The sequence below is a fragment of the Microlunatus sp. Gsoil 973 genome (assembly GCF_009707365.1).
GTDB lineage: Bacteria > Actinomycetota > Actinomycetes > Propionibacteriales > Propionibacteriaceae > Microlunatus.
Genome location: NZ_CP046122.1, coordinates 3,200,275 through 3,217,600, shown reverse-complemented (window position 1 = coordinate 3,217,600; position 17,326 = coordinate 3,200,275). Strand labels below are relative to the sequence as shown.

The 17,326-nt window shown below is 66.8% G+C and carries 17 protein-coding genes; 6 read left to right on the top strand and 11 right to left on the bottom strand.

Annotation, left to right across the window (positions count from 1 at the left end; translation table 11 throughout):
• Positions 1–108: 108 nt before the first annotated feature.
• On the top strand, positions 109–600 hold the full coding sequence (locus tag GJV80_RS15075; RefSeq protein ID WP_154688598.1) for a nitroreductase family deazaflavin-dependent oxidoreductase: 492 nt from the start codon (positions 109–111) through the stop codon (positions 598–600).
• 93 nt (positions 601–693) lie between these two features.
• Here GJV80_RS15075 and GJV80_RS15070 read toward each other — a convergent pair whose 3' ends face one another.
• From GJV80_RS15070 to GJV80_RS15050, 5 genes are all read right to left on the bottom strand, one after another.
• The gene (locus GJV80_RS15070) at positions 694–1,053 is read right to left on the bottom strand and encodes an MmcQ/YjbR family DNA-binding protein (protein WP_154688597.1); all 360 of its coding nucleotides are present in this window, start codon (positions 1,051–1,053) and stop codon (positions 694–696) included.
• Positions 1,054–1,077: 24 nt separating this feature from the next.
• Positions 1,078–1,632: a TIGR03086 family metal-binding protein gene (locus GJV80_RS15065; RefSeq protein WP_154688596.1), complete on the bottom strand. Its 555-nt coding sequence runs from the start codon at positions 1,630–1,632 to the stop codon at positions 1,078–1,080.
• 313 nt (positions 1,633–1,945) lie between these two features.
• Positions 1,946–2,395: a DoxX family protein gene (locus GJV80_RS15060; RefSeq protein WP_195908946.1), complete on the bottom strand. Its 450-nt coding sequence runs from the start codon at positions 2,393–2,395 to the stop codon at positions 1,946–1,948.
• 117 nt (positions 2,396–2,512) lie between these two features.
• Entirely contained in the window at positions 2,513–4,795 is a 2,283-nt protein-coding gene (locus tag GJV80_RS15055) for a family 78 glycoside hydrolase catalytic domain (RefSeq protein ID WP_154688594.1), read from the bottom strand.
• Between the two features lie 101 nt (positions 4,796–4,896).
• Complete coding sequence (locus GJV80_RS15050; protein WP_230207725.1) at positions 4,897–5,901, bottom strand: sigma-70 family RNA polymerase sigma factor; 1,005 nt, start codon at positions 5,899–5,901, stop codon at positions 4,897–4,899.
• 161 nt (positions 5,902–6,062) lie between these two features.
• Between GJV80_RS15050 and GJV80_RS15045 the strand changes: the two genes are divergently transcribed.
• Complete coding sequence (locus GJV80_RS15045; protein WP_154688592.1) at positions 6,063–6,635, top strand: dihydrofolate reductase family protein; 573 nt, start codon at positions 6,063–6,065, stop codon at positions 6,633–6,635.
• Positions 6,636–6,712: 77 nt separating this feature from the next.
• Here GJV80_RS15045 and GJV80_RS15040 read toward each other — a convergent pair whose 3' ends face one another.
• The 4 genes from GJV80_RS15040 to GJV80_RS15025 all read right to left on the bottom strand — a co-directional run bounded on the left by GJV80_RS15040 (position 6,713) and on the right by GJV80_RS15025 (position 10,788).
• A complete protein-coding gene (locus tag GJV80_RS15040) occupies positions 6,713–7,630 on the bottom strand; it encodes a trypsin-like serine protease (RefSeq protein ID WP_154688591.1) in 918 nt (305 codons plus the stop codon).
• Between the two features lie 102 nt (positions 7,631–7,732).
• The gene (locus GJV80_RS15035) at positions 7,733–8,065 is read right to left on the bottom strand and encodes a hypothetical protein (protein WP_154688590.1); all 333 of its coding nucleotides are present in this window, start codon (positions 8,063–8,065) and stop codon (positions 7,733–7,735) included.
• A gap of 139 nt (positions 8,066–8,204) precedes the next feature.
• The gene (locus GJV80_RS15030; RefSeq protein WP_154688589.1) at positions 8,205–8,867 is read right to left on the bottom strand and encodes a hypothetical protein; all 663 of its coding nucleotides are present in this window, start codon (positions 8,865–8,867) and stop codon (positions 8,205–8,207) included.
• 112 nt (positions 8,868–8,979) lie between these two features.
• A complete protein-coding gene (locus GJV80_RS15025; RefSeq protein ID WP_154688588.1) occupies positions 8,980–10,788 on the bottom strand; it encodes a glycoside hydrolase family 2 protein in 1,809 nt (602 codons plus the stop codon).
• Positions 10,789–10,867: 79 nt separating this feature from the next.
• On the opposite strand from GJV80_RS15025, the gene GJV80_RS15020 reads away from it, so the two are divergent.
• Complete coding sequence (locus GJV80_RS15020; RefSeq protein WP_230207724.1) at positions 10,868–11,560, top strand: nucleoside/nucleotide kinase family protein; 693 nt, start codon at positions 10,868–10,870, stop codon at positions 11,558–11,560.
• Positions 11,550–12,818 carry an MFS transporter gene (locus GJV80_RS15015; protein ID WP_154688587.1) on the top strand — a complete coding sequence of 423 codons (1,269 nt, stop codon included), beginning with the start codon at positions 11,550–11,552 and terminating at the stop codon, positions 12,816–12,818. Before GJV80_RS15020 ends, GJV80_RS15015 begins: the two co-directional genes overlap by 11 nt.
• Here the strand turns inward: GJV80_RS15015 and GJV80_RS15010 are convergent.
• Positions 12,801–13,163, bottom strand: a complete 363-nt coding sequence (locus GJV80_RS15010) for a helix-turn-helix transcriptional regulator (protein WP_154688586.1) — start codon at positions 13,161–13,163, stop codon at positions 12,801–12,803. The genes GJV80_RS15015 and GJV80_RS15010 overlap by 18 nt on opposite strands.
• A 54-nt stretch (positions 13,164–13,217) precedes the next feature.
• Here GJV80_RS15010 and GJV80_RS15005 point away from each other — a divergent pair, with 54 nt between their 5' ends.
• Complete coding sequence (locus tag GJV80_RS15005; protein WP_154688585.1) at positions 13,218–14,432, top strand: MFS transporter; 1,215 nt, start codon at positions 13,218–13,220, stop codon at positions 14,430–14,432.
• A 7-nt stretch (positions 14,433–14,439) separates the two neighbouring features.
• On the opposite strand, the gene GJV80_RS15000 is transcribed toward GJV80_RS15005, so the two are convergent.
• Positions 14,440–15,816 carry a UDP-glucose/GDP-mannose dehydrogenase family protein gene (locus GJV80_RS15000; protein WP_230207723.1) on the bottom strand — a complete coding sequence of 459 codons (1,377 nt, stop codon included), beginning with the start codon at positions 15,814–15,816 and terminating at the stop codon, positions 14,440–14,442.
• Positions 15,817–16,227: 411 nt separating this feature from the next.
• On the opposite strand from GJV80_RS15000, the gene GJV80_RS14995 reads away from it, so the two are divergent.
• Entirely contained in the window at positions 16,228–17,202 is a 975-nt protein-coding gene (locus GJV80_RS14995; protein WP_195908945.1) for a glycosyltransferase, read from the top strand.
• Positions 17,203–17,326 lie beyond the last annotated feature (124 nt).

Here is a 17,326-nt window from a genome sequence, read left to right as displayed (position 1 = left end):
GTGCTGCGACTGACCAGCAGCAACTTCCCAGTACGCCCGAACCTGGGATGGGCTACCGTTCCGAAGGATGCGACGCGCCGTTCGGACGAGACCGCGGGGAGGAATGACATGGCCGACGACCCAAAGCCATCCGGGGCGGCCCGGCTGGCTGCGAAAGTGTTGCGCACCCGATGGGTCGTCCGTGCACCGATCAGGCTCTACCGGGTCGGTCTCGGATTCCTGTTCGGCCATCGACTCCTGATGCTGGAGCACGTCGGACGCAAGTCCGGACTGCCGCGCTACGTCGTTCTCGAGGTCGTCGACCGAGGCACTGATTCGTACACAGTGGCGGCCGGCTTCGGGGAACGCTCGGAGTGGCTGCGCAATCTCGACGCCCATCCCCGGGCACACATCTCGGTCGGGACCAGCCGTCGCGTACCGGTCGAGGCGCAGCGGCTGACAGCCGATGAGGCAGCCGAGGCACTCCGGAACTACGCGGCATCCCACCCGCGCGCCTGGTCCGGACTGGCACCGGTCTTCGAGCAGACCCTCGGGGAGCCGATCAAGGAGTCGGGGACGACGCTTCCGCTGGTGCGGCTGACCCTGACCGATCTGGACTGACCGATCTGGACTGACCGATCTGGACTGACCGATCTGGGCTGGAACGCTCTGGGCCGACTCGCGCTACCCGGCACAGTTCTGCCAGCAACCGCCTCAGCCGGGGCCTTCAGGATGGACCGCGTCATAGGCCCGGGCGAGCTTCTTCGGAACGCACATCCGCCAAGCATCGAGCACCAGTTCGCGCGCCTCGGCCGGCTCGAGGGCCGCCATCCGGGCCTCGACCCAGTTGAATCGAAGGTCGGACTGTCCCGGCATCAGGAACTTGTCCGGTTCACCGGCGACCAGCGCCTCGCGCTGCTCCTTGGGAAACCCGAATCCCATGATCGTTTCGTCATCGGAGAAGGCGAGATAGACGATGCTGCCGATCCGGAACTTGCGGCGCCCCCGGACGTACACCTCATACGAACGTTCGAGGCTCAGCGCGAGCGGACGGATGTCATCGACGGTCGCCATGGTGCAAGATCATTCCAGTGGCCCTCAGGGCCGCCGGCCGAGGGCGTCGAGCAATCTGGTCTGCACCGGTGCGTCCGGGCCGATCGTGCCGCTCGGGCCTTCGCCGTAGGCGCCGTAGGCAAGCAATTCGGGCAGTCCGGGTTCCACCCGTACCCACAGCTCGCTGACCACCGCAGGATCGAGGGCCTCGTCAAGGCCGGCTGCATGCAACAGGTCCCAGCCGTGCACCACCAGGTCGATCAACCGGAACAGCAGGAAGTCGCCGGCAGGGACTTCGCCGCCGGGACCCGGAATCAGCCGGTCAGGCGGTACCGCGGCGAATGCCTCGGCCTGGCGGGCGCAGGACTCCGCCACGGCGCGACCGGGATCGTCAGCCAGCGGGTCGCCGCTGAGCTTCGCCCTGGCCTCGTCACGCCCCACCCCGGCCAGGAGCAGCGCGGTGAACTCGTTGCCGGACACGACATGCTCGACGAGTTCCCGGACGGTCAGGCCGATCGGTGTGGGCAGCGGCCAGGAAGCCGCGGGGAGTTGCCGCACGACGCGCTCGATCTCAATCGAGGCAGCTGAGATCAGATCCATGCCACGGTCCGCCCGTCGGTGTCAGAAAAGGTGTAGGCCCGGAGCACGGCGTCTGGTTGCGGGCAGCGCGCCGGCTCACGGGCCTACGGTAGCGCCGGGCTCCTGGGACTGAACCGTGGTCTCTGTGACCCCGGGCCCGCAGGATCGGCGCTCAGACCCGGTCGTCGGCCGGCCCTGGGCCCGACCGCTCGGGCCGTTCAGGCCAGCCATGGCTCCCGACCTGTTCGCACCATTCAACTACAGGACGGCGCCGCGCGTGGCGACTGCGGAACAATCACCACGCGCGGAGGTCAGGATCGGTCAGGAGCGATGATCAGCGGGTCTGAGCGGTCACCGTGCGGCGCAGCCAGCGGGCGAGCCGGACGGTCTGATGCCGTTGCAGGTAGGCGATCACGACGCTGAGCGCCAGGCAGGCCGCCGGCATCGCTGCCCAGGTCGGGCCGGCCGTCGTGGTGATCACGACGGTGATGATGGCCAGCAGGGCAGTGGTGCCGATGGAGGCGAATCCGGAAAGGATCGGTACGACCAGGCCGACTGCGCCGGCGACCTCGAGGAGGCCGACGAAGATCAGCATCGGTACGCCGCCCAGCTGGGTGAAACCGGTGACGGCCTGAGGATTGAGGGTGAGCTTGGCTGAGGCCGCGTTGACGAACACGCCGGCCAGCAGCAACCGAGCGACGAAGACAGCGATCCGGGCAGCCCGCGGCCGCGTGCCGCCGGCGATCACCTGACGAGTAAGGACGTCGTGGGTAGTCGTGGACATCGGGTTACCTCTTCGGGTTGGTGGGCCCCTCGTTGGTGCCCTGATGCCCATAGGTCGAACGTCGGCCCGGAGATTCGACGTCCCAGGTGGAAAAGTTTCAGTCAGTTCCGGACGATCTCAGTCGAATGTCGACGTGAAGTGATGCTCACCACTGCTGACCGATTCGGGTGAGCGGCCCGGCACCGTCACCTCCGCGGTGGCGCCGACCGGGACGGAAACGTCCATCGTCAACTCGTCGCCGGTCAGTTGCCAGGAGCTGCGGAGCTCGCCGTGCGGGGTGATCAGGGTCGCGCGCGCCGACGTCAGCCCGCCTCCCGGCTGCGGTGCGATCTTGATCCGCGCGTATCCGGGCTCCAGGGCGTCGATGCCGGCGACCACCTTGTGCAGCCAGTCGGCGACAGCGCCCAGGGCGTAGTGGTTGAAGCTGGTCATCTCCCCGGGGTTGATGCTGCCGTCGGGGAGCATCGAGTCCCAGCGCTCCCAGATCGTCGTCGCGCCCATGGTCACCGGGTAGAGCCAGCTCGGGTTCTCCTTCTCCAACAGCAGGTGGTACGCGGTATCGAGATGGCCGGTCTCGGTGAGCGCCCAGCAGATGAACGGTGTCCCGGCGAAGCCGGTGGAGACGCGGTACCCGGCCTTCTCGGCAAGTTCAGCGAGGCGCTGTCCGGCGGCGTCCCGCTTGACCTGGTCGATCAGATCGAAATGGATGGCCAGCGCGTAGACAGTCGCGCAGTCGCTGGTGATGATGCCTTGATCATCGACGTAGTGGGTGTTGAACGCCCGCTTCAGGCCGTCCGCCATGTCCGCGAAATGATCATGATCGGCCTGGTTGCCGAGCAGTTCTGCGGTGCGTGCGACCAACCCGGCCGTCCGGTACGCGCACGCGGTCGCGACCACGCCCTTGTCCGCCTTGGCGTCCCCGGGACGGTCCGGCGGTGCGTCCGGGTCGAGCCAGTCGGCGAACTGGAATCCGGTGTCCCACAGACCGTTGGGCGAAAGGCTCCGCTCGATCGCCCGGGCGTGTTCGGTCATGGAGTCGTACTGGTCGATCAGGACCTGTTGATCACCGTAGGCCTGGTAGAGGGTCCACGGCACCCACACGGCCGCATCACCCCAGAGTGCGGTGACCGGCTGGCCCTGGCTGCGTTGTTGCTCCGGTGGCCGGAACTTGATCACATCTGGGGCGACGAACGGTACCCGCCCGTCGGCGTGCAGCTGTTCCTCCCGAAGATCGCGAAGCCAGTCGGCAAGGAAGTCCTTGACGTCGAAGTTGAAAACCGCTGTCGGCGCGAAAGCAGCGATGTCGCCGGTCCAACCGAGTCGCTCGTCGCGTTGCGGACAGTCGGTCGGAACATCGAGGAAGTTGCCCCGCTGACCCCAGATCACGTTGCGATGCAGCTGGTTGACCAGTTCGTCGGAACACTCGAAGGTGCCGATCCGGTGCAGCGCGGAGGAGACGACGACCGCCTCCAGCGAGTCCGGTGTGAGCTCGCCCGGCCAGCCGCTCACCTCCGCGTACCGGAAACCGTGGAACGTCTTGGTCGGCTCGAAGAAATCCTCGCCTCCGGACAGCACGAACCGGTCGGTCGCCTTGGCCGAACGCAACGGGCGGGTGCCCAGCTCGCCGTTCTCCAGCACCTCGGCATGCTTGATCACGATCTCCCGACCGGCCTCGCCGGTGACGGTGAACCGCAACCAGCCGACGAGATTCTGGCCGAAATCCACCAGCGTCCTGCCCGATGGAGAGGTCAGGATCGCCACCGGCTTGATCGACTCCTGGCGGATCACCGGCGGCCCGATCGGCGGCACCAGCCGGTTGCGGTCGAGATCCAGGGCGTGGACGCCGACCCAGCCGTCGGCCGCGAAGCCGGGGGAGGACCATCCCGATTGAACTCGTCGTGCGTCGATGGTCTGGCCGTCGTAGATCTGGTTGTCCGTGGTGGCCGATGGTCCCGCCTGCCAGCTCTCGTCGGTGACCACGGTCTGGACGTGGCCGTCGGCATAACTGAGGTCGAGCCGGGCGATCAGCCCGAGTTCGTCCCCGTACAGGCCGACACCGCCGGTGAAACCGATCCGGCCGCGGTACCAGCCGTTTCCCAGTGACGCGCCCATCGCGGCTCTGTCTCCCGGGGCCGGCAGCAGGCCGGTCACGTCGTAGCTGCGATAGCGGATGCGCCATTCGTAGCTGCTCCAACCCGGCGTCAGCACGTCGGGTGCCACGGGCCGGCCGCCGATCTCCAGATCGACGATCCCGAGCGCAGTCGCCGTCAGTGTTGCCGAGACCAGGTCGCCGTGGTCGGCGGCAAGATCGAATTCTGTGCGCAGCAGCGGGGCGCCGGAGAAGTCGTCGTCCGGGGCGATCACCGTCGCGCCGGCCAGGGGGTCAGTTTCTTCCGCCATTGGAAGTGCCGTCCTTCGGGAGCTTGAAACGTTCTAATGCGGTCCACGGACAAGCGAACCAGTGCGCCGCACCGGTGTCAAGTCCCATGATCAACTTCGGCTCAGCGGCTTGGTGCCGGCCAGGTCTGCGGCAGGCCGAAGCGTGGGAACACGGTCGGTTCGAACCGTGCCAGCGCGGTGATCCTGTCACCGGCGAGGTCGAGCACGATCAGACCGCTTCCTGATCGCGGTCCGCCCGGGAGGGAAGCGTACAGTCCGAACGCCGGCTGTGCGTTGGCCCGGGTCGCTGTGAGGGCGAAGCGCCGGCCGGTAACGGCCGGGCGGAGGAACCGCGTCGCCGCCTCGCGGCCCAGATACTCCTGTGGCATCGGCGGCATCGACACGAACACGTCGTCGGACAACAACGTCACCAGGCCGTCGACATCGGAGGCTTCGTAGGCTGTCACGAACCGCTCGAGGAGGGCGCGCTCGGCCTCGGAACCGACGGCCGGGGGTCGGTCGCTGCGTGACGGACGGTGCCGGGCGAGCGTCGCTCGGGCTCGCTTGAGGGCGCTGGAGACCGACTGTGCGGTGGTGTCAAGGATCGCCGCCACCTCGGCGGCCGGGAATCCCAACACATCACGCAGCACCAGCACGGCTGTCTGGCGGGGCGGTAACAACTGCAGTGCGGTGACGAACGCCAACGAGATCGACTCGCGCTGCTCGTAACGTGCCGCCGGCCCGAGCGGTGCGTCGAACGCGCCCTCGAGAAGTACGTCCGGCAGCGCCTCCAGCCACGGCACCTCGCCGTACCGCGTCGGCTCGGGCGGATCGAACGCCGCGACATCCCAGTTCTTGACCGGTCGCCGCCTTGCAGCCCGCAGCGCGTTCAGGCAGCGGTTGGTGGCGATCCGGTAGAGCCAGGTACGGATCGACGATCGTTCCTCGTACGCGGTCAGGCCGCGCCACGCGGCCAACAGCGTCTCCTGAAGAACGTCGTCGGCGTCGTCCACCGAGCCGAGCATCCGGTAGCAGTGCACGTGCAGCTCTCGTCGGTGCGGCTCGGTGAGGGCACGGAACGCGTCCTCGTCACCTGCCCTCGCTCGTGTGATCAGGTCCGCTGTCACAACTTCGCCTCCTGCGTCCGGGGCTGTCCCTGATACCGACACCGGCGGGCCGCGGAACCTGGCGGTCTGCCCCCGCCCAATCTGCCGGCGCAGCGGTGTCGATACCACCAGTGCGCGGGCCATTCCGAGTACCCGCGTCGACGATCTGAGGAGAGATGATCATGGGCATACTCGTGTTGAGCGAGAACGTCTGTCTGGACGGCGGCATCCAGGATCCGATCGGCCAGGACGGTTTCGACCGCGGTGGCTGGTTCGCCCGGCTGGCGCCCGAGGACTACCAGGCGTGGGCCAAGATCGAGTACGACGAGGCGCTCGGTGCGGACGCCTTGCTGATGGGCAGGAGGACCGACCACTTCTTCGCCGGTGCGGGCTGGAACACCCGGGAAGGTGGGTGGGCGGACCGGCTCCGCGAGATACCCAAGTACGTCATCTCCGCGACGCTCGACGAGCCGGAGTGGATCGGTGGCACTGTCCTTCGCGGTGACGCCATCACCGAGGTCGCTCGGCTCAAGGCACGGTATGAACGCGACATCGTCGTGTACGGCAGCAATCAACTGGCGCTGACCCTGATGGACCACGGCCTGGTCGACCAGATCCGGCTCACGGTGCACCCCTTCGTCCTCGGCTGCGGGGACCGCCTCCTCGAAGGAGTGGCAGCCCGGACATCCCTGAGCGTCGTCAGTGTCGAGACGATCGGAACCAACCTCGTGCACCTGGTCTACGGCGTGAGCTGACTGCCGACCGGCACCAGGCACTCGTCCGGCGTCGGAGCTGAGGTCGTTGGGTCAACTGCTGGATGAGCGCCTGCAGCTCACGACCCGGGGGTGATGCCGAACGTTGCCAGAAATGCCAGGTCATCCTCCTGGTCGATCCGGTAGGCGCCGGTCGTCCCTGCGCAGTTGTCATTGAGCGCGAAGGAGTTGACGGCCACCAGGGTGGTGGTGCCGGCGACGAAGATCGGGCCTCCGGAGTCTCCGAAGCAGGTCCCGCCCGTGGCAGCGTTGTTGGAGAACTTGGCCGCTGTGCCCCTTCCGATCCCGCCGACCCCATTCAGGTCGACCAGGCGCAGATCCGCTCGGCGCCTGGTGTCCCCGCCAATCGAGCGGCGGGGGCCCGATCCCTCCAGCCCATAGCCGACTGCGGTGTACAACTGTCGCTTGTTCGCGGCGTACAGCGAATCCAACAGGCCCTGGCTCGGGACCTCTCCGTACTGGGAGAGGTTCACCGGTTCGTCAAGTACCAGAACGCCCAGATCGTGCTCGAAGAACGCGGCCGCATCGAAGGCGGGATGATGGTACGCGGTTGCCCGATGCCATTGGGCGGATGCGTCGAGCGCGGCCGCCCACGCCGTGTAGCGGCCGGCGTTGTTGTCGGGGGCGAAGCCGGAACTCGGCGGCAGGATGGAGAAGTCCGGGGTCTCGGCGAAACTGATCCAGACGTCGTTGCCGCCGGTGTCGGAACCGACGGCGCCGGAATGGCCGATGTCGGACGTGCAATGGCCGGCCGTCACCACGATGGTCGGGCTGACCAACGTTCCCGAGCAGGTGAACCAGGCACCCGGATCATTGAAGCGGGGGTCCGGATCACTGGGGACATAGAACAGCAACTCGCCGACATACGGGTGGGCGTTCGCATCGGCCACCCCGTTCTTGATCGCCTCGGCCCGCTCTGGAAACATCACCAGGGCCGCGATGACGGTCAGCAGCAGCGCAACAATTCTGGTTCGCATCTTTGCGCCCCGTTCGTTGGGAGGTGTCAGGGTAACCGCACCATGCCACAAACCGGCTTTGGAGCACCAGAGTCAGCTCTCGCCGGAACCGCAACAATATGATCAAGCGTGCGACAGCGCAGCGCGTGAGAGCGATCGACGTCGACCGTCCTGAGTGATCAGGTACATGGTCCGGCCGCTGGCTGTCGCGGAGACCAGTCGTCCGGCGGGCGCTTCGGCGCGGCGCCATCCGTCGGACGAATCGACTGCGACACCGATCTTCGACCGGTCGGCAAAAGCCACTGCACTGAGTTCGGAGCTCGCGATGGCGACGGGGTGCGGCCCCTTGGCGTCGATCGTCACCTGCGGCAGGCCGGTGATCCGGGTGGCATGGTCTCCGACGAGTTGCCAGGCGGCGAGTTCGCCGTCGACCGTGCCGGCGATCAGGCAGCTCATGGTCCCGCCGTGGTCCCGCCGGCAGGCCAGGCTGAGCGCCTCGCTGCGCTTCCCGGGCTGCGGCAGTTGGATCCGCTTCCAGTGGGTGCCGTCCGGTCTGGTCCACGCGGTGGCGATCTGCTGTACGCCGTTGTCCAGTTCAGTTGTCGACCCGGCCAGTACGACCCGATCCCTGGCCTGCGGCAGCCGTCTGGATCGAGACCAGCATCGACCGCGTGGTGTCAAGGTCCGTACCGGTCGGGTCCGGCTGCCGCCAGCGTCTGCCGGCCGGTTCGCCGTCCGGCAGCCAGATGCCGCCGTCCAGTCCGGAGGCGCCGAAACGATAGCTGCCGGTGATCAGCGGACCGTTCTTGTTGATCACGATGGCCGCAAGATCACCGCCGTTGACTCCGCCGAAGGTCTCCAGGCTCTGTGGGTACTCGGTGAGCTGCCTGGTGTCACCGGTCCAGACAGTCCAGCGGGAGTTGCCGTGCGCACCGCCGTGCACGTTGCCCAGCGCGGCGATCTTGTCGCCGAAGATGCCGATCGAGACGAATTCAGCGGTGACCGCGTACGGCGAATGCTTGTCCAACCTCACCGGGGTGATCGCGTCCGCGGCACTGACGGTGGCCAACCAAGGTCCGCGATCCCGTCTTCCGCCGATGATCATCCCGGACTGGTCGGTGCCGAAGGTTGTCGGCCGAACGTCTGCGGGCAGTTCGACGCGTCGCCAGTCGAGGGCGATCACCGTGGCCTTGTTCGGGCTGCAGCCGACGACGGCAATGATCACCAGTGAGACGAGGAAGCCGATCCGGAGCCGCACCCGACCAGTCTGGCCTGCCTCGCGTTGTTCATGGGTCATCTGCCAGCCGCGCTGGTCACCGCACCGATGAGATGCGGTGACCAGCGCGGGAGGATCGGCGGTGCCGGCGAGGCTACTTCTCGTAGACGGCGGGGCGGAGCTGGGCGGCGCGAACCCGGGAGACGTCCAGCTTCTCCGAACGGTCGAAGCGGTAGATGCCGTTCTCCTCCTGGAACACGTCGGTCAGCTGGGTGTAGCAGTAGCCGAACATTCCTGCGTCGTCCAGAAGTGCCGCGGTCAGCCCGGCGAACCGGGCGTGGAATTCCTCCTCGTCGGCGACGCGGTCGCCGTAACCCCAGGACTCGCTGCGGTCGTTGCCCGAGGTCTCGGCCGCCGCCTCGGGATTCCACCAGATGCCGCCGAACTCCGACACGAAGTACGGCTGGCCGTTGTAGGGCAGCGAAATGGCCCGGCCGTCGTGGGTGTTGGTGTACGGCTTGTCCTCGGCCAGCCCTGCCTGGTTGGCGGCGAACTTCTCCGGGTCCTGCTCGTAGTCGTGGCTGTCGTAGACGTCGGTTTCGAACACCCGATGGGAGTAGCCGCTGGCGTCCAGTACGGGCCTGCTGTGATCGGCGGCTTTGGTGGCCAGGAACATGCCGCGGGTGACGTCGTCCAACACAGTGATCCTGTCGGTGATCGGCTGGAACGTCTCGTTGGTCGGGCACCAGCCGACGAGCGACGGGTGGTTGTAGTCACGGTCGACGACCTCGAGCCACTGGGTGATCATCGATTGGGTCGGCTGCTGATGATCGTCGGCCGGTCCGTAGCCGCCGACGCCCCAATCGCCGAACTCGCCCCAGACCAGATAGCCGAGCCGGTCGGCGTGGTAGTAGAAGCGTTCCTCGAACACCTTCTGGTGCAGGCGGGCTCCGTTGAAGCCCGCCGCCAAAGACAGCTCGATGTCACGGACCAACGCGGCGTCGCTGGGAGCGGTCATCAGCGACTCGGGCCAGTAACCCTGATCGAGCACCAGCCGCTGGAACACCGGCTTGCCGTTGATCTTGATCTGCTTGCCGTCCAAGGACACCGAGCGCAGGCCCGCATAGCTGGCCACTGTGTCAACGACCTGACCATCGGCGTCGCGGAGTTCCACGGTGACGTCGTACAAGTGCGGATCCTCGGGCGACCAGGGGCGTACCCGGTCGGTGGGCACTGTCAGCTGGGTCGTCGGGGCAAGATCGAGGTCGGCCCGTACGGTCTGCTCGGCGGCTGAGCCGTTCTGGTCGCTGATTGTGATCGCGACCGTGCTCGACGGCCGGTTCGTCGACAGCACGGTCTGGACCAGGAAGGAGCCGGAGGCCAGTTGCGGGGTGATCTTGAGCGCCTTGATGTGGTCCTGCGGGACTGCCTCGAGCCAGACGGTCTGCCAGATCCCGGTGGTCCGGGTGTAGTGGCAGTCCTGGTTGAAGAAGTTCAGCGACTGTTTGCCTCGGGCCTGGATCGCCTCGCGCGGGTCGCGTGCCCGGACGACGATGGTCGCCTCCCGGTCCGGGCCGAGGGTAGGGGAGATGTCGAAGGTGAAGGAGCTGAAGCCGCCGCGGTGCCGGCCCACCTCGTGACCGTTCACCCAGACGGTGGTGTCATGATCAACAGCGCCGAAGTGGAGCAGCACGCGTCGGCCGGTCCAGTCAGTCGGGACGGAGACGGTGCGGCGATACCAGACCACCTCCAGGTAGTCGGTGTTGCCGATGCCGGACAACTCACTCTCCGGGGCAAAGGGAACGGTGATCTCACCATTCAGCTCGCGGTCGAGCAGACCGCGGTGGATGCCGCTGTCACCGGAGTCGATTTCGAACTGCCAGGTGCCGTTGAGGTTGAGCCAGTCCGGCCGTTGGAGTTGAGGCCGCGGATATTCCGGTTTCGGAATGTCGGAGGTGGACATGCGCGGAACGCTAACAACTATGTGAGACGTCTTCAACGTTGTAACTTCCAACCCGGACACAGGCCATTAGGGTGACGCCGTGACCGAGGGGATGGAGCGGGTCGACTGGCCCGGCAGCGGGACGGATGTGCTTGCCGAACGCGCCGCCCGGCTGCTCGAGCAGGGCAGCGAGCGGCGGCGGATCCTTGGCATCGCCGGCGCCCCGGCGTCGGGCAAGTCGACGTTGGCCGCGCAGCTCGTCGAACGGCTCGGCGGGCAGTATCCCGGCCGGGTCGCCCTGCTGGGGATGGATGCCTTCCACCTCGCACAGCGGATCCTCGACCGGCGCGGCCAGGCCGCCATCAAGGGCGCTCCCGAAACCTTCGACGGGCTGGGCTACCTGCGCCTGCTGGAGCGAATCACCCAGACGAGTGAGACCGTCTATGCGCCGGTGTTCGAACGGGGGATCGAGGACTCCATCGCTCATGCCGTCGAGATCACCCCGGACACCTGGTTGATCATCACTGAGGGCAACTACCTGCTGCTGGACGCCGAGCCGTGGCGCCAGCTGCGGCACGTGGTGGACGAGACCTGGTTCGTCTCCCTGGAGGAGAAGGTGCGCCAGGAACGGTTGCTGCACAGACACCTCGCCTTCGGCCACGAACCGACAGAAGCCCGGGAGCGCACTCTCGGCAGTGATCAACACAACGCCGAGTTGATCAGTACCCGTCGGCTCACCCCCGATGTGTGGATCGAGCATGTAGTCGACCATGTAGTCGAGCATGAAGGCTGATCCCGAGGCCGGTGATCGGGTCACCGGGCCGGTGGCGGAGCCGGACCATCCGTACTGGAAGCGCAACCTGACCGTCGGTGTCGCGGGGTCGTTCACCACGCTGATCGCGATGTCCTTGTTGTTGCCTTATCTGCCGTTGTACATCGAACAGCTCGGCGTGACAGGGCAGGCGAGGGTCACCCTCTGGTCCGGGCTCACCTTCTCGGCGACCTTCGTCACCGCCGGGCTGACCGCGCCGGTCTGGGGTCGGCTGGGTGATCGCTACGGCCGCAAGTCGATGCTGGTCAGGGCCAGTCTCGGAATGGCGATCGTGACGTCGGCGATCGGTCTGGCCCAGGATCAGTGGCAGCTGCTGGTGCTTCGGCTGATCGTCGGCCTGCTCGGCGGCTATTCGTCCGGAGCAACCATTCTGGTCGCGGCGCAGGCGCCGGAACGGCGACGTGCCTGGGCGCTCGGTGTGCTGTCGTCGGGAATCATGGCCGGCAACATCGCCGGGCCGCTGCTTGGCGGCATTGCCCCGCAGCTGATCGGGATCCGCAACACCTTCTTCGGCAGCGGCCTGTTGATCTTCCTGGCGTTCCTCGCGACGGTGTTCCTGATCAAGGAAGACCGGTCGGCGGGACCGGTACGGCGGTCGAGCGGTCCCAAGCCCGGATGGTCGGATGTGCCCGACAAGCCGCTGGTGCTGGGAATGCTCGGCATGTCGGTGATCTTGCTGGTCGCAACCTTCTCCGTCGAGCCGATCGTCACCGTGTACGTCCGTGACCTCACCGGTTCGGTGTCCGGTCTCTCGGCGATCTCGGGTGTTGTGTTCGCACTGAGCGCCGCCGGGTCGATCATCTCCGCACCGTGGCTGGGTCGACTGGCCGATCGAGCCGGGCGGCTCCCGGTGCTCATCGGTTGCCTGGTCGTGGCCGCGATGTTGCTCGGGCTGCAGGCGTTGTCGGTCAGCATCTGGATGTTCGCTGCCCTGCGCTTCGCCATGGGTCTTGCACTCGGCGGCATGATGCCGACGGTGACCGCGACCCTGCGCTCAACCCTGCCCGACCGGGTGGTCGGTCGAGTGCTCGGCTACAACGTGTCGGCACAGTACGTCGGCCAGGTCGTCGGCCCGATCCTCGGTGGCTGGGCCGCGGGGCACTACGGGATTCCAGCCGTATTCGTGTGTACCGGAGCGCTGGCGCTGATCGGTGCCGGCGGGGCGGTGGCGATCCGTCGGCGAAGTGTCGCGGGTCGCGGCTCAGCCGTTCCGCTCTGAACCTGCGAGGCTTTCGCTCGTTGGCCGATCAGCTGCACCGAGCACCGCGTCCAGCAGTCCGGGGAAGCGCTGCTCCAGATCGGTGCGTCGGATCCGGATGATGCGGTTGCGACCGACCACTTCGGTGGTCGTCAGGCCTGCGGCCCGGAGCACTTTCCAGTGATGGGAGATCGTCGGCGCGCTGACCTCGACACCGCTGTCCTTGGCCAGCGCGGTGCAGTTGAGCGGTTCGCCTCGTTGATAGAGCGTTCGCATGATGTCGAGCCTGACCGGATCGGCCAGGGCGGCAAGCACCGTGCTCAGATCGATCGAGTCGACCGTCGGTTGCGGCAGCTGCCGTCCCATGCACCTCTCCCAAAACCTTTGACGTACATCAAACAATACTTTAGGCTCGTCAATGTGACGATTCGACAATCATCGAACAATGCGGATCGGGAGTCATCGATCGGGTCGTTCCGGCTCGCGCTGCTGGCGGTGGGCACTTTCACCCTCGGCATGGACGGCTTCGTGTTGAGCGGTCTGCTCCCCGAGATCGCCCACGATCTGGGGGTGTCCTTGGCCGCCGCCGGTCAGTTGATCACCATCTTCTCGATCGTCTACGCCGTCGGGTCACCGGTGATCGCTGCGTTGACCGGGCGCTGGGATCGGCGGATCGTCCTTGCCGGCGGGATGATCGTCTTTCTGGTGGGGATGGTCGGGCAGGCTCTCGGGTCGCGCTACGGGATCGTCGCCGGCGGCCGCGTGCTGGCGGCGATCGGGGCGGCGGCGTTCCAGTCCAACGCCTTCGCGGTTGCCGGGATCCTGGCCGGACCGGAACGCCGCGGCCGCACCCTGGCAGCCGTCGCCGCGGGCACCACGATCTCCACCGTGGTCGGGGTGCCGTTCGGCGTGCTGGTCGGGCAGACGTGGGGCTGGCGGGCGGCAATGTGGATCATCGCCGGCCTTGCGGTGATCACGGCTGTCGTCGTGCCGCTGCTCCCTCCTGTTCGGCTGCCGCTGACCAGCCTTGCCGAACGGCTGAAGGTCATGGTCCGACCGCAGGTGCTCGCGGTGTTGCTCAGTGCGGTTCTGGTGCTGCTGCCCGGCTTCATCGTGCTGTCCTACCTGCCGGTGATCCTCGCGCCGGCGATCACCGGTGTGCTGCTGGTCGTGGCGCTGGTGATCCGGGGCACCGGCCAGGTGATCGGAAACCAACTCACCGGGAGGCTCGTGGATGCCCGCGGCCCGCGGCCGGTGCTGCTCATCGGCGCGGCGGGATCCACCGTCTGCCTGGCGTTCCTGATCCCCGGTCGGGAATCGGTGTGGTCCGCGCTCCTGGTGATCTTCGTGCTCGGCATCTTCGGCGGAACACTGTTCATCCCCAATCAGGCCAGGATGTTTGTCGCCGCACCGGATGTGCCGACGGTGGCCGTCGGCCTGCTCGGATCGTCCCTGTACGCCTCCGCCGCCATCGGCAGCGCGCTCGGTGGTGCGGCGCTCGCCGGATCCGGTGTGATCTTGATGATCATCGTCGGCGTCGGCCTGCAGGTCGTCGGTCTGTTGGTCGTCCTCGTCCGGGGATCGGCACGCTCCGACCGGGATCGGTCGGAGCGTGTTCTGACCGCAAAGACGTGAGACCGGGTCAGCGGCGCCCCAGGGCGCGATAGGTCCAGCCGGCAGCGCGCCAGGCTTTCGCGTCGAGCGCGTTGCGCCCGTCGATGATCCGTGCGGACGCGACAGTCTGCTTGAGGGCTACGGGATCCAGAGCGAGGTATTCCGCCCATTCGGTCAGGAGCAGCACGAGTTCCGCGCCGTAGGCCGCTTCCTCCACCGTCTCGACGAACTTCAGATCCGGCCACTTCTCGGTCGCATTGCCGATCGCCCGCGGGTCGGTGACCAGCACCTGGGCTCCCTGGAGAGACATCTGCGCTGCCACGTTCAGCGCGGGAGAATCGCGGATGTCGTCACTGTCGGGCTTGAATGCGGCTCCCAGGATGGCGATGCGTCGCCCGACGATCGACCCGCCGAGCTCCTCCCGGGCAAGGTCGACCATCCGCACGCGCCGGCGCATGTTGATCGCGTCGACCTCCTTCAGGAACGTCAACGCCTGGTCCACACCCAACTCGCCCGCCCGGGCCATGAAGGCCCGGATGTCCTTCGGCAGACATCCGCCACCGAAGCCGAGGCCGGCGTTGAGGAACTGCCGGCCGATCCGCTTGTCGTAACCGATCGCGTCGGCAAGCTGGGTGACGTCTGCTCCAGCGGCCTCGCACAGTTCGGCCATGGCGTTGATGAAGGAGATCTTGGTGGCCAGGAAACTGTTGGCCGCCACCTTCACCAACTCGGCGGTCGCGTAGTCGGTGACCACGACGGGCGTTTCGGCCTTGATCGCCTGGTGGTACACGGCATTCAGGACGCCCTCGGCGGCCCGTGCCGCAGCGGCATCACCCGGCATTCCGTAGACCAATCGGTCCGGTTGCAGGGTGTCCTGCACCGCCTTGCCCTCGCGGAGGAACTCCGGATTCCAGACCAGGGTGGCGCGGGGTTCCGCCTCCGCCACCAGCGCGGCAAGTCGCTGTGCGGTTCCGACCGGCACCGTCGATTTTCCGACGACCAGGTCGCCGGCCTTCAGGTACGGAAGCAGACCTGCGACCGCCGCATCGACGAACCTCAGATCGGCCGCGTTCTCGCCGCGCTTCTGCGGGGTGCCGACGCAGATGAAATGCACTGAGGCCTCAGTTGCCGCCGAGGCGTCGGTGGTAAAGGTCAGCCGCCCGGTCGCTGCATTGTCCGCCAGCAGTTCTGCCAGGCCCGGTTCGAAGAAGGGTGGTTCGCCGCGCCGGAGTGAATCGATCTTTCCGGCGTCAACATCGATCCCGATCACTCGATGGCCAAGCGCCGCCATGCTCGCGGCATGGACTGCCCCGAGGTAACCGCAACCGGTCACGGAGATCGTCAACGGCTGTCGAGGTGCTCCCGAAGCGGGTTGGTCCGGCGCGTCGAGGCTACTGGTGGTCATCGGTGCTCCTGGTGGAGTGCGTACGGAATCACGGTCGGTGAGGACGCACGAGTGGCAGGCGAGCAACCACGCTGGTTCGAGGATCGACGCCGGTCAGGGTCGCCGGACCCGCGTCGGTGGGCAGCATGCCCGTGCCGACCGCGGCGCCAACGCGCGCCCAACTGGAGACTCCCCCGAGTACATCCCCGTCGCGACGACGAGACAGTCGCGATGGCCAACAAGATAGTCGTCACGGGGCCGCCTCGTGGGCGAACCGTACAAATGGATCACCGCAGCCAAATCCTGGTCATCAGTCTGAAGTCTTACTGAAACGCGCCACGCGGCGACCCGCGTGCTGGTTAAATGTCCGGTACGCCGACTAACAAATCGGACGCTCGGGGGAGACGTGACGATGAGATACGGGGCGCGCTGATGTTGCGCGCACACCCGAAGACGCTGCTCGTGGCAGCGACCGGGGGACACCTGGAACAGTTGTATCGGATCAGGCCGCGTCTGGTGCCGGAGTGTGGGGAGATCCAGTGGGTCACCCACGACGACCCACAGTCACGGTCGTTGCTTGCCGGCGAGCGCGTCACCGTGGTCCCGTACGTGCCCCCGCGGGGCTACCGGGAAATTGCACGGAACACTCCCGCCGCCTGGAAGATGATTCGGAACGGACACTTCGATCGTGTCATCTCCACCGGTGCCGGTGTTGCCATTCCCTTTCTGGCGGCAGCCAGGATGTCCGGTGTCGAATGCCATTACATCGAAAGTGCCGCACGGGCGGACGGCCCGAGTGTCACAGGGCGGATCGCCGCAAGGATGCCTGGCGTACGCCTCTACAGCCAGTACCAAGCCTGGGCCGGTGGCGACTGGAACTACCGCGGGTCACTGTTCGACAGCTTCGAACCGCAGGAGACCGACGCACCCCAGATCCGTCGGGTCGTGGTCACCCTCGGCACCATGCGAACCTACGGCTTCCGGCGCGCAGTTGATCACCTCCTGCAGTTGCTCCCACAGGTGACCGATCCGGGAGCCGAAATCCTGTGGCAGGTCGGGGTCACCGATCCCGACGGAATCTCCGGCGACGTCCGATCGAGCGTCCCGAATGCCGAGCTGCGCGACGCGATCGGTGCTGCGGACCTGGTGATCGCCCACGCGGGCATCGGCTCAGCAATCACCGCGCTCGAGTTGGGCAAGCGCCCGGTGCTGATCCCGCGGCGGCCGCAGTTCAATGAACACGTTGATGATCACCAGTCCTTGATCGCCGGGGAACTCGGCAGACGGCGTCTCGCGGTGTCCGCAGAGGCCGACGTGCTGACGACCGATGATCTGATCGAGGCAGCCTCGGCAAGGGTGATCAGTACTGATGCGGCCGGGCCGTTCCGGCTCAGGACAGCATCGTGATGGGTATGGGCTTCTGCCTCGTCGGGTGAGGTCAGAAGCTGCGACCCGTGCCAGTGCTGCCGCGGAATTGCAACGCACGAGCGGAACAGGCTGGACAGGTTCGGATATTCAGCCTAGAAATCGG

Bases quoted from the DNA above. Each gene is read 5' to 3' on its own strand.
- GJV80_RS15015 (WP_154688587.1), top strand. From the start codon at position 11,550: ATGAAGGCTGATCCCGAGGCCGGTGATCGGGTCACCGGGCCGGTGGCG.
- GJV80_RS15040 (WP_154688591.1), bottom strand. From the start codon at position 7,630: ATGCGAACCAGAATTGTTGCGCTGCTGCTGACCGTCATCGCGGCCCTG.
- GJV80_RS15075 (WP_154688598.1), top strand. From the start codon at position 109: ATGGCCGACGACCCAAAGCCATCCGGGGCGGCCCGGCTGGCTGCGAAA.
- GJV80_RS15060 (WP_195908946.1), bottom strand. From the start codon at position 2,395: ATGTCCACGACTACCCACGACGTCCTTACTCGTCAGGTGATCGCCGGC.
- GJV80_RS15065 (WP_154688596.1), bottom strand. From the start codon at position 1,632: ATGGATCTGATCTCAGCTGCCTCGATTGAGATCGAGCGCGTCGTGCGG.
- GJV80_RS14995 (WP_195908945.1), top strand. From the start codon at position 16,228: ATGTTGCGCGCACACCCGAAGACGCTGCTCGTGGCAGCGACCGGGGGA.
- GJV80_RS15010 (WP_154688586.1), bottom strand. From the start codon at position 13,163: ATGGGACGGCAGCTGCCGCAACCGACGGTCGACTCGATCGATCTGAGC.
- GJV80_RS15000 (WP_230207723.1), bottom strand. From the start codon at position 15,816: ATGACCACCAGTAGCCTCGACGCGCCGGACCAACCCGCTTCGGGAGCA.
- GJV80_RS15035 (WP_154688590.1), bottom strand. From the start codon at position 8,065: ATGAGCTGCCTGATCGCCGGCACGGTCGACGGCGAACTCGCCGCCTGG.
- GJV80_RS15045 (WP_154688592.1), top strand. From the start codon at position 6,063: ATGGGCATACTCGTGTTGAGCGAGAACGTCTGTCTGGACGGCGGCATC.
- GJV80_RS15070 (WP_154688597.1), bottom strand. From the start codon at position 1,053: ATGGCGACCGTCGATGACATCCGTCCGCTCGCGCTGAGCCTCGAACGT.
- GJV80_RS15055 (WP_154688594.1), bottom strand. From the start codon at position 4,795: ATGGCGGAAGAAACTGACCCCCTGGCCGGCGCGACGGTGATCGCCCCG.
- GJV80_RS15025 (WP_154688588.1), bottom strand. From the start codon at position 10,788: ATGTCCACCTCCGACATTCCGAAACCGGAATATCCGCGGCCTCAACTC.